The organism is Devosia sp., assembly GCF_048261455.1.
Classification (GTDB): Bacteria; Pseudomonadota; Alphaproteobacteria; order Rhizobiales; family Devosiaceae; genus Devosia_A.
Window position 1 is genome coordinate 53835 of sequence record NZ_JBLXGA010000003.1, and the last position, 10085, is coordinate 63919.

Sequence of the window (10085 nt, forward strand, 5' to 3'; positions counted from 1 at the left end):
ACGACGCAGCAAGAGCGCCACCCACCGGCCCCTCCGTGATCCTCCCCTGCGAAGCGGGGGCGGCGACCAGGCAAGGCTTGGTGGAGGGGGCGCCCCCTACCGGTCCCATCCCCGGGCCCTGTCCCAGGGATTCATACCGCGCCCCGCCGAGCTTTCATTGTGAGCTCGTCGAACCACGGGGGCGACCCGCCCAAGGTCCGCCCCAAAAGCAGTCATCCCACCGCGCAGTCGTCATCCCCGAGCTAGAACCGGGAGCAAATTGGAAACCCTGATGCTGGCCGTGTCGCTCCAATGGAGAGGGTTTTGCTAGCCAAGGAAAGAGTGATCGCAGCACATAGAAAGGGCGCGCTGGAAGGACCAGAGGGACTCGTCTATTGTCCGAACTCCTCTGATACGACAAGCTCAACGAGCCTATCTTCTGCGAAGATCCTCACGCAGATTCGCGCTCAGACCACTGAAGAACTAGTGTACTCTACACGTCTTGGAGTCGATACAAATGGGCACCTCGATAAGAAAGCCCACCACCAGTTCTCCACGAGCTGCTCGGTTCATCATGAAGGTGCGTCATAAATCTCTGAGAACTGAGCCTTGGTACGTTGGGCTTGAGGATGCAGCACTTTCGGAACATCGGGCAGACGCTGCGACCCTCTCAGCGCTTGGTCGACTGACCGCAAACCTCTCTCAGCGCAGACAGTTGGCAGCCGATATGTATGGAATGCTTGCCGAAGCTGTGGCGCGCAATGGGCTCATCACGTTTGCCGATTTTGCCAACGTTTCTGCACTTCCTGCTCAGGGATTATATGTGATCTTTGACCCAAGCGAACCGAGCAAATACTCGGATTCGCTTTCAAGGATAGTTAGGATTGGCACCCATGGCGTTGCCCTTGGTTCCAAGTCCATTCTTCGAACCAGACTTCGCGCTCATTTCGGCCAACGAGATGGTAGCGGCAATCACCGCGCCTCGATATTCCGTCTTCACGTCGGTAACGCGTTAATTGCACGCGACGGGCTGGCCGATGCTTATCCGCACTGGGGAATAGGCATGTCTGCAGACCCTACTATTAAAAGGGCTGAGAATGACTTGGAGCAGTTAGTCTCACGCGAGATCGGGAGACTCTCTTTCACCTTTCTTGAGATCCGGGATCCCTCCTCCCCCAAGAGCCAGCGCGCTATCCTAGAACATTCGTTCATAAACTATCTCGCTGCTGACGGGATTCCGATAGAAATTCCCACTAAGCATTGGCTTGGACAACACTCTCCCGTTGAAGCTATTCGCAATAGTGGGCTATGGAATATTCAACATGTAGGGGGGAGATACGACACTCGAGCGTTTTGTAGGGTTCGGCAGTATCTCACAACCCCCCGTCTCTCGGGGATATGATGCCTTCGAAGCTCAGCTTAGCTATCAAACGCCAACCGCAAATAACGCGTTGGATCTGCCATCTCCGACAGAGGCTCCTTCAACGGCGAGTGTCTCTTTTGACCGGCGCCGGGGTCACAATAGACGCAGGGGCTCCGCTTTGGGCTGGCTTAGTGACCGATTTAGCGGGCAAGGTCCCAGGCTTCTCGGACACGTTCAATCGGCACCGTTCTGCGGGCATCGCCGACACCACAGTTACTAGCTTTATTCATAGCCGTTTCGTCGACGATTATGTTCGCGCCAGAAACGATGTCCCCGAACGATACGTCCGGCTTACCGCGGAGGTCGCATGGTTTCAGGCCATTCGCGACACAATATACGCCAACATTCCAGAAGAGGTGGCAGAGGTTAGGAAAAAACACCCGTACATCGAGACGCTAGCCAGATTCTGCCTTAGGTGTGAAAGTACAATTACCTTTAATTTTGACGACATTTTGGATCAGGTAGCGACAGATGTAACTGCTCAATATGGGCAACCACCAAAAACCATGTGGTCTCTCCCAGCGATCGAAAAAGTGAACTTTCCCTACATATATCACATTAACGGCCTACTTCCTCAGAATAAGAACAAGAAGGCCAGTGAGAAGCTCATATTCACCGAGGACTCATTTCTTCAGGTTTTATATGGCGGGGGAACAATAAACAGAACTGTTCTACATAATTTTACAAATAACACATTCCTATTGACCGGCGTAAGCCTAACAGATCATTCGTTAAAAAGCATCCTAGCTACAAACGCGACTCAATCACCCGGCAGCATCCATTACATAATTCATTGGATTCAGACCGAAGATTCGCTAACCGAAATGCAGATGCACGACATCTCTCACGCTAATTTTGAACTGTTTAATCTAGTTACTATATTCTTAACATCAGAACAAATAAAAGAGTTTTTGGATCTTGTGCAGACAGGCGTTCAAGAGGACGGAAATCAAGATCTATTGGATGAGAATTTCAAATCAGAGATAAGGCGGCACGCTGGTCCAGCTGCTGTTCTCAGCTATAAATACTACATTGCCGGTCCAGTCGCGTCAGGCAAGAGCACTCTTCTTGAGAATCTCCGCTGCTTCGAGACTCTTGAAGAGTGGCCCGAACGGACTCCGGCAGAGCTCTATATGGACCACAAGAGGCTTGAGCCGGAGCAACGTCTGGACGTGGATCGATGGGTGTATCGTCAACTAAAGGTAAAAAATAAGCACTTCGTACGTGGTGATCCAGGCATCCATGTCATGGATCGCGCCCCCCTAGACCTGTTTGCCTTCTCCATCGACGAGAAAGAGAACAGAAAGAAGGCCGGCGAGATCAAGGAACAAGTAGAAAACGACGAGAAACTGTCCGATGGAGCCGTGATGTTAGTCGTGGCGAGCCCGGATGAGTTAGTTGAACGGCAACTTCGTAGAGGTCGACTGCCAACAAGTAAGGGGGGCGTGTCGTACGACGGCGAGAGCTTGAAGATACAGACTGAACAACTAAAGAAGACCTACCCTGATGCGATCGTCTACAATACCGACAGCTGCGATTCCGGCATCTTAGCTAAGCGAGCATTGTACGAAATACTTTACTCTGAGTATGCTCCGCTACGAATTTCTGAGCTGAACGATGCTCGGCATAAGAGACCTTTGGAGGCGGCGGACGATAGTGCTACGACATAAGGCAGTCTCGTCCCTACCTCAGCACCGCCGCTACTAGTCATACCCGACTGACACTCTCGAAGCGCTGAGGCTAATAGTTCGTGCGGAGTTGCTTTCTCTGGTTGGGGACGCTGGAGCCTGTCGTCGTGTCATTCCATCAGCATCGCTGCGACACACTGGCCCTACCCCATCACCCACCCCAATCCCACGCATAAAACCAATTTGTTGGACACCCGCCCCTGTCCCGGCGCAGCATCCGGCGCATGCGCCACGATCCCCTCGCCCCTGACGACACCCTGCCCGCCGCGCCGCCGGAACCCGCCCTGCCCGCCGGTCACAATGGCGGCCCGCCGCTCGATGACGATCCGCGGCCCTGGGGCGCCAATGGCATCGGCCACTACTTCGCCTGGACGGCCGCCAAGAAAAAAGCCCTCGACGCGCCGCGCGAGGTCGTCCTGATGCGCGCCCGCCGCGCCGCGGCGCTCGGACTGACTTACGACGAATACACATTCGAGCTCCTCGAGCGCGGCCGCTGGCTCGGCCCCGCCGATACCGACCGCATCGCCGCCATCAAGCGCCGCCGCCCGCTCTAGCCCGCCGCGCACGCTTGAGCCGACCACCACCCCGACGCCGGCCGTCTTCACCTCCCTCCCCCTCGTGGGGAGGGAATGAGGGTGGGGGGCGACGCGCCCGTCCGGCTTCTCCGGCACATACCGGGCCCCGCCCCACCCGCGATGTCACCCTTCGATCCGGCCCACAGGGCAATATCGCTCCAGTGGAGCGATATTAGGTGACTTCGAGGGAACAGCGATTGCTCCAGTGGAGCAATCGCCCCGAGAAGGCCATGAGCGCTACACGCGAATGGCGCATGGCCCGCAGGCCGGGGCCCATCCTGAGGTCTCTCCCCCGCCCGGATTGCGCTGCTGCATCTCAAGCTGGATACCGGCTCGTGGGCCGGGAGGACACCGTGGAAAAACGCCGACGCCCGCCCTAGAAACACCCCTTCCGCCGCCAGCCGCAAAGCCTGCCATCTCCGCCTCCCTCCCCCGCGTGGGGCGGGTTTGAGGGTGGAGGCGACACGCGCGTCCCGCTTCTCCGCTCCCACCAGCCCCGATCAGTGCGCCCTTCGCCCTACTCTCTCCCGCACCTGCCTCACCCTTCGCGCCTCTCGCTTCCCCCCTCACGCACCCACTCTGCCTCACCCACGCCCCTCACCCCTCGCCCGCTCGCGCTCCTCTCTCCCCCACCCCTCGCACCCCTCGCACCCCACTATTCCCCCCCGCACCTATCGCCCCATCACCCGCCCCCGCTTTCTCACCCACACTGCCTCTTCCCCACGCTGCCCCTCGCACTCTCATCCTCGCTGCTCCTCGCATTGCAAATCAGTCCTATTTGCATCTGAACCCCCGCGCCGCCCGCGCCTTCGCGCGCACCACCCCCGACTTATCCCCGCCCCAAAAACCCGCGGTAGACTTCTCCCGCCTCGCCGCAACGGGCGGATCGATACGAACGGTCGCGGTGGAGGGATCGGGTGGGCGGGGAGTCGTCCCTGTCCGGGTTGAAAGCGTGTCGGGACGGGCCGGTTCGCCGGTCAAGCCGCTATCGACGCGGGGGAGGATGCCTGGGGCGCCTCCCAAGGGTTGCACGCCGCTCCCCAAGAGCGGCCGGGCGGGCCCGGCAACGACGGGGTAATCCCGGTTGCCGCGCTCCCCAGCAGCCTCGCGATGCGGCAGGGGATGCACCCCGCCTTATGCGCCATAGGCCGAAAATCCCGGTCGTGCCGGCGAGGCCTGGCCTCGTTTCTTGCGGACCAACCGCGTGGGGCAAGGCCTCGCCGGCGCCGCCTGACCTGGTCCACCCCGACGGGCTCAGTCCGCCGGGCCCTTTCGGTCGCGCGGGTGCCGGACGAAGTTTTTTGTGTGCGTGGCGCGCGGCGCCTGCCACCTTTTCGCCACAGGCGCGTTGGGTTCGCAACTGCATTTCCGCAGCGTCACGGAGTCCCCCGCTATGAGCGTCCTCGTCAGTATCCTCATCACCTTCCTGGTGGTCGTGCTTGTGCTTTATCTGGTGCAGCGCCTGCCCGTCGAAGCCCGCATCAAGCAGATCATCCAGATCGTCGTGATCATCATCGGCGTCCTGGCGCTGCTCCCCTTCCTCGGCGTCTTCTAGTTTACGCACCGGCAGGGGCGCCCCGGCGTCCCTGCCCCTCAGCCCAGGAACTGCCCGTCGCCCCGCAGGGCGGCGCGGACATTGTCCACAAAGCACTCGAGCGGTTCGCTCATTTCGGTCGCCATGACCTTGATCGCCAGACCGTCCTCGCCCAGCGGGCACACCCGATCCATATCCTTGAGGATCGTCAGCCCCTCCGCCAGATACCATTTCGGCCCGATCGTCACCGCCAGCCCCTCGCGCACGAAGGCGCGCAGCAGCGGTGCGTTCGACGTGGTGTGGACGATCCGGTAGTCCCGCCCCTCCCGCGCCAGCGCCGTCAGCCCCATCCCACGCCAGCTGCAACCCTCCGACCACAGCGCCAGCGGCACCCGCGCCTCCAGATGCACCCGCGAGTCCTCGGGCCCAATCCAGTGCAACCGGTCACGCCGCAGCACCTCCAGCCCGTCCATGCCCGAGTTCGCCGAAACGATCAGCACGTCAAAACTGTCGAGATCCGGCCGGTCGCGCAGGGAGCGCGTATCCGCCGTCAGCACCTCGATCTCGACCTGCGGAAAGCGCTGGGTGAACCGGGCCAGCACCGGCATCAGAAAGGCCTGGGCATAGTCGTCGCACATGCCGACCTTGATCGTCCCCGCCGGTGCCGCTGGCCGGAAGGCGTTCACCGTCTCCTCGTTCAGCCACACGATCGAGCGCGCATACTCGCGCAACCGCAGCCCTTCCGGCGTCAGCAGGTTGCGCCGCCCCGACTTTTCGAACAGCGCCACCGCCAGCAGCTCTTCCAACCGCTTCATCTGCGCCGAAACGGTCGATTGGGTCTTGTTCACCCGCTCAGCCGCAGCGCCATAGCTGCCGGTATCCGAGATAGCGAGGAAACTGCGCAGGTAGTCCGGGTCAAGTGCGATCATGTCCGGTTTGATACATCGTCAAACCCGATACGTTAAGCCAAAAACATTCGTTTGTTTGATATTTCGTCTCTTGCGACCCTGTGGCATCCAATCCAACAGGAGCCACCCATGCGCAGCTTCGCCCTTTCCAGTGCCACCCCGTCCAGCCTGCAGCACCTCTGGCAACACCTGCGCACCACCATTAGACCCGCGCCTCTCCCTGCGCCAAAGCCCCCGAAGTCGAACGCGCTGCCGGAAGAGCTCCGCGACGCCGAGGACTGGTTGCTCGATGACCTCGGCCTGCTGGACCGCAACAAGCAGCTATAGGCCTGCGGCACGCACTGCTGCACCAAGACCGAACGCGTCGCACGCGTCACGGCTTGCCGGATCCCTCCGGCAGGCCTATTGCGGCTGTGCGGTGGCAATCAGCGCATTTGTGCAACCCGGCATGCACACCCCAAGGACCCGACCGGCACGCACGTCACACTGAACGACACCTTCGGGCTACCCGGTCAGCCGACCGGACAGCGTTCCGCAACTCTTGCCTCTCGACAGGCGGTCATCTGCCATTCACGATTGTCCTGTCATTGTCGCCCAGAGCCAAGCCAGCCAGCACACAACCGCATGCTACCGTTCACATCCAAATTTCTGAAAAACGTCCGCGAAACCGTCTGGCCGCGCATGGGATACCGGCGCTATGCGGTCTATCTGACACGCCGCACCCAGCGCCTCGCCGCAACCCCCCACGCCATCGCGGCCGGGGTTGCCTCGGGCGCCGCCGTATCGGTCTTCCCCTTCATCGGCTTCCACTTTATTCTTGGCTTCGTGCTGGCCTTTATCACCCGCGGTAACATGCTTGCCGCCGCCATTGGGACGGCACTGGGCAATCCAATCACCTTTCCGATCTTCTTTGCCGCGACCTATCAGATCGGCAATTTCATCCTGCCCGGCGACAACCGCCAGGCCGAGGCGGCGCTTGCCGGCCAGCAGATGACCGACATCATGAGCCGCCTGTTCACCGAGGGCGCCACCGAACTGTGGCCGGTCATCCGCTCAATGATCATCGGTGCCGTACCGCTCAGCATCATCACTTGGTTGGGCCTCTATTTCGCAGTGCGCACCTTCGTGATCCGCAACCGCGCCCGCCGTGCTGCCCGCCGCGCCGCCCGTGCCGCAGCAGAAGCCGCCAACAAACCCGGTCCAACTGCCATCGCCGAATGATCACTTCACCATGACGCCGGGCAACCGCCCGCCTCCCTGCTCGTTGTCCTGTCTTAACAAGGAGCAATTTCATGGCCCACGACGAGCAGCACACCGACAAGACCCCTGCCGAGATCGCAGACAGAATCTGGGAACTCGCTGACGATCTCGATTTCTGCATGTTCTCGACCTGGGATGGTGAACATCTGCAGAGTCGCCCGCTGTCCTCGCGCGTCTTCCGCGACCAGCATGCGATCTACTTTCTCGTCTCCGCCGGCGGCGACAAGAACAGCCAGATCGAGTCCTACCCGGAAGTGAACCTGTCCTACGCCGACCTCAAGGGCATGGATTTTGTCTCGATCGCCGGCAAGGCCGAAGTGTCCAATGACCGCGCCAAGATCGCCGAACTGTGGAGCGATTTCGACAAGGCCTGGTGGGACGACGCAAACGATCCGGACATCCGGGTGATCACTGTCACGCCAGAACGCGGCGAGCTGTGGGATTCACCCGGTCGCCTCGTCGCCTTTGCGACCATGCTGACGGCAGCCATCACTGGTGGCGAGGCCGACTTTGGCGACAACGGCACCGCTGTGCTCTGATTCATATGGCGGGGTGCCCAGGCACTCCGCCCTTATGCCGTCGCACTTCCGGGGCAGGATGCCCGGCTCATCAATCGATGGAGCCTCCAATGCGCAAACGCTCTGCCATCGCCTTGACCGCCGTGCTAATCGCGACTGCCCTCGCATCGCCCGTCGTGGCCGCCAGCCAGAACACCGTCCGCGCCTCGACCAATCTTAGGATCTACGATGCCCCCGGCACGCGCTACGGCGTCATCGGCGTCCTGCCAGCCGATCAGCCGGTGCGCCTCAAAGACTGCACCTATCGCCAGCGCTGGTGTTTGATCCTCGATTCCGCGGGACGCGAGACCGGCTGGGTGCGGGGAAGCTATCTCGTCGGCTCAGCTGCAAAACTCGAAGTCACACGCGATACAGATTTCATGCGCCACTTCCTCAATCCGATTCCATTCAGCAAATAGGGCGCTAAAACTGACGGCGAATGCCCGGCGCCCGGTGCTTTCGGCGAAATACCTAAAATTGCTTTCCTAAACGGCGGTTTCAGCTGCGGTTCAGCCAGGCGGGCATACCTTCAGTGTCAAGGCAGCGATGCCACTCAACACAGGAAGGAACCACTCAAATGTTTGCTCGCACTCTTAAGACGATCGTTCTCGCCACCGCAGTTGTCGCAGTTACCGGATCGGCGTCCATGGCCGCCAGCTGGGGCTGGATGAAGAAGGACAGCTACGTCAACCCGCACCACAACAATTCGGGCGCACCCGTGAACACTGTCGAAGAAGGCCAGAAGGTCAAGGTCGTTGCGGCCCACGGCAAATGGTACAAGCTGAATATCCCCGGCCCCAATGGCTGGGTCAGGAAGCACAAGGTCAGCCCGACGCCGATCGCCTCCGACCCCGTCTTCCCCGGTTGGGGCAGCGACGCCCCTGGTGGCTCGTTCTGCATCAACGGCGAAAAGGCTAGCTTCTGCATCGGCAGCAGCTACTGATCTAAAACAGATACAGCGCAAGAACGCCTCCGGTTTGACCGGGGGCGTTTGTCGTTCATTCACCGTTCAGTTGGGCTCATGCAGCTTTCCGGGACCAATAGCGTTCTCTCTAGTGAGAACCGACAAATGGATTAACGCACACGAAGGAGCGTCAAATGTCTATCATGCGAAAACTTGCCCCGCTCGCCGGCGCCGTGACCGCCCTGTGCATTGGTACAGTCGCCGCCAGCGCAGCACCCGCCTATTCCACCACCTCGCTGAACGTACGCTCCGGTCCCGGCACGGGATATCGGGTCGTTGACACCCTGCGCCCGGGTGAGCCGGTCAATATCGAATATTGCCGTGGCAGCTGGTGCTTCGTGAACAAGGCCGGCCCCGACGGCTGGGCTTCCGCGTCCTACCTGAGCCGGGGCCCCGTCGCAGATCGTTACGATCACTACGACCGGTACGATCGATATGATCGCTACGACCGTGACTATCCGCGCTACAACCGCTACCGCGGACCGCGACTGCCCTTTACCGGCTATCGCTATAGCGATCCATCGGTCTGCTTCGGCTCCAACAACGCGCGTCTGTGTTTCGAGTAACGATGCCAGACTAGCCCCGGCACTCTTGCCCAGCATGAATGGCGTGCGTATCTAGGCTGCGCACGCCATTCGGATCCTACGTAATGAAGCCCAGACCCAACGCCAGATCGACCAAGATTGCAGGCACGCTCGTGACGTTTGGCCTGGGCGCGATTTTTCTTGAGCGGTTCGGGCTCAGCGAGTGGCAGGGTAGCTCCGGCAGCGGCCATATCGACCCCACCCTGCTGTCCATTCTGGTGATTGTGCCACTCGTGCTGATCGGCGTCGGCTGCGTCGTCTTCGTTGTCGGCCGGATCTTCCGCTTCTAGCGCTACTCGACCCGCAACCGCTCTGTATCGATCCCCCGCGCAATCAGCGGCTCGCGGATTCTCCGACCAGCGAACTCATTGATCCCGTAGAGCACCACTGCCCCGGCAAGCAGGGCCAGTCCGAAACCACGTGTCCCCTCGGCGGTCGCCACCATGATGGCAGCGAAAAAACACGCCATGCCGCCGGCCATCAGCAGCAGCCATTTGCGGTCTGACTGAACCTTGAGGTTGCGGGCGCTCGACATTAGCAGGTCCCGCAGTTCCAGATCGCTCATCGCGACCAGGTCAGCATTTGTGCCTTCTCGACGGATCGTCTGCATATA

General features: G+C 60.4%; 13 protein-coding genes. 11 read left to right on the forward strand and 2 right to left on the reverse strand.

Annotated elements, in window-relative coordinates; translation table 11 throughout:
• Positions 1–496: 496 nt before the first annotated feature.
• The 4 genes from ACN0TK_RS04160 (at position 497) to ACN0TK_RS04175 (ending at position 5220) form a co-directional block, all read left to right on the forward strand.
• Positions 497–1381: a hypothetical protein gene (locus ACN0TK_RS04160; protein WP_417308191.1), complete on the forward strand. Its 885-nt coding sequence runs from the start codon at positions 497–499 to the stop codon at positions 1379–1381.
• 89 nt (positions 1382–1470) lie between these two features.
• The gene (locus ACN0TK_RS04165; protein ID WP_417308192.1) at positions 1471–3072 is read left to right on the forward strand and encodes an SIR2 family protein; all 1602 of its coding nucleotides are present in this window, start codon (positions 1471–1473) and stop codon (positions 3070–3072) included.
• Positions 3073–3314: 242 nt separating this feature from the next.
• The gene (locus ACN0TK_RS04170) at positions 3315–3644 is read left to right on the forward strand and encodes a hypothetical protein (RefSeq protein ID WP_417308193.1); all 330 of its coding nucleotides are present in this window, start codon (positions 3315–3317) and stop codon (positions 3642–3644) included.
• A gap of 1414 nt (positions 3645–5058) precedes the next feature.
• Positions 5059–5220, forward strand: coding sequence for a Thivi_2564 family membrane protein (locus ACN0TK_RS04175; RefSeq protein ID WP_417308194.1), 162 nt, complete (start codon positions 5059–5061; stop codon positions 5218–5220).
• Positions 5221–5258: 38 nt separating this feature from the next.
• Here ACN0TK_RS04175 and ACN0TK_RS04180 read toward each other — a convergent pair whose 3' ends face one another.
• The gene (locus tag ACN0TK_RS04180; RefSeq protein ID WP_417308195.1) at positions 5259–6128 is read right to left on the reverse strand and encodes a LysR family transcriptional regulator; all 870 of its coding nucleotides are present in this window, start codon (positions 6126–6128) and stop codon (positions 5259–5261) included.
• A 108-nt stretch (positions 6129–6236) separates the two neighbouring features.
• On the opposite strand from ACN0TK_RS04180, the gene ACN0TK_RS04185 reads away from it, so the two are divergent.
• The 7 genes from ACN0TK_RS04185 to ACN0TK_RS04215 all read left to right on the forward strand — a co-directional run bounded on the left by ACN0TK_RS04185 (position 6237) and on the right by ACN0TK_RS04215 (position 9762).
• Entirely contained in the window at positions 6237–6434 is a 198-nt protein-coding gene (locus tag ACN0TK_RS04185; protein WP_417308196.1) for a hypothetical protein, read from the forward strand.
• Between the two features lie 297 nt (positions 6435–6731).
• Positions 6732–7328 carry a DUF2062 domain-containing protein gene (locus ACN0TK_RS04190; protein ID WP_417308197.1) on the forward strand — a complete coding sequence of 199 codons (597 nt, stop codon included), beginning with the start codon at positions 6732–6734 and terminating at the stop codon, positions 7326–7328.
• Between the two features lie 71 nt (positions 7329–7399).
• Positions 7400–7906 (forward strand): pyridoxamine 5'-phosphate oxidase family protein, encoded by a 507-nt coding sequence (locus ACN0TK_RS04195; protein ID WP_417308198.1) that lies wholly within the window; start codon positions 7400–7402, stop codon positions 7904–7906.
• A gap of 89 nt (positions 7907–7995) precedes the next feature.
• Positions 7996–8343 carry an SH3 domain-containing protein gene (locus ACN0TK_RS04200; protein WP_417308199.1) on the forward strand — a complete coding sequence of 116 codons (348 nt, stop codon included), beginning with the start codon at positions 7996–7998 and terminating at the stop codon, positions 8341–8343.
• A 158-nt stretch (positions 8344–8501) separates the two neighbouring features.
• The gene (locus ACN0TK_RS04205) at positions 8502–8867 is read left to right on the forward strand and encodes a hypothetical protein (protein WP_417308200.1); all 366 of its coding nucleotides are present in this window, start codon (positions 8502–8504) and stop codon (positions 8865–8867) included.
• 155 nt (positions 8868–9022) lie between these two features.
• On the forward strand, positions 9023–9454 hold the full coding sequence (locus ACN0TK_RS04210) for an SH3 domain-containing protein (protein ID WP_417308201.1): 432 nt from the start codon (positions 9023–9025) through the stop codon (positions 9452–9454).
• A gap of 83 nt (positions 9455–9537) precedes the next feature.
• A complete protein-coding gene (locus tag ACN0TK_RS04215; RefSeq protein ID WP_417308202.1) occupies positions 9538–9762 on the forward strand; it encodes a hypothetical protein in 225 nt (74 codons plus the stop codon).
• Between the two features lie 2 nt (positions 9763–9764).
• On the opposite strand, the gene ACN0TK_RS04220 is transcribed toward ACN0TK_RS04215, so the two are convergent.
• Positions 9765–10085 (reverse strand): hypothetical protein (locus ACN0TK_RS04220; protein ID WP_417308203.1); only part of this gene is annotated, 321 nt, incomplete at its 5' end.

Excerpts from the sequence above, each read along its gene's own strand:
- ACN0TK_RS04185 (WP_417308196.1), top strand. The coding sequence starts at position 6,237 with ATGCGCAGCTTCGCCCTTTCCAGTGCCACCCCGTCCAGCCTGCAGCAC.
- ACN0TK_RS04195 (WP_417308198.1), top strand. The coding sequence starts at position 7,400 with ATGGCCCACGACGAGCAGCACACCGACAAGACCCCTGCCGAGATCGCA.
- ACN0TK_RS04210 (WP_417308201.1), top strand. The coding sequence starts at position 9,023 with ATGTCTATCATGCGAAAACTTGCCCCGCTCGCCGGCGCCGTGACCGCC.
- ACN0TK_RS04205 (WP_417308200.1), top strand. The coding sequence starts at position 8,502 with ATGTTTGCTCGCACTCTTAAGACGATCGTTCTCGCCACCGCAGTTGTC.
- ACN0TK_RS04175 (WP_417308194.1), top strand. The coding sequence starts at position 5,059 with ATGAGCGTCCTCGTCAGTATCCTCATCACCTTCCTGGTGGTCGTGCTT.
- ACN0TK_RS04170 (WP_417308193.1), top strand. The coding sequence starts at position 3,315 with ATGCGCCACGATCCCCTCGCCCCTGACGACACCCTGCCCGCCGCGCCG.
- ACN0TK_RS04190 (WP_417308197.1), top strand. The coding sequence starts at position 6,732 with ATGCTACCGTTCACATCCAAATTTCTGAAAAACGTCCGCGAAACCGTC.
- ACN0TK_RS04200 (WP_417308199.1), top strand. The coding sequence starts at position 7,996 with ATGCGCAAACGCTCTGCCATCGCCTTGACCGCCGTGCTAATCGCGACT.
- ACN0TK_RS04215 (WP_417308202.1), top strand. The coding sequence starts at position 9,538 with ATGAAGCCCAGACCCAACGCCAGATCGACCAAGATTGCAGGCACGCTC.
- ACN0TK_RS04180 (WP_417308195.1), bottom strand. The coding sequence starts at position 6,128 with ATGATCGCACTTGACCCGGACTACCTGCGCAGTTTCCTCGCTATCTCG.
- ACN0TK_RS04160 (WP_417308191.1), top strand. The coding sequence starts at position 497 with ATGGGCACCTCGATAAGAAAGCCCACCACCAGTTCTCCACGAGCTGCT.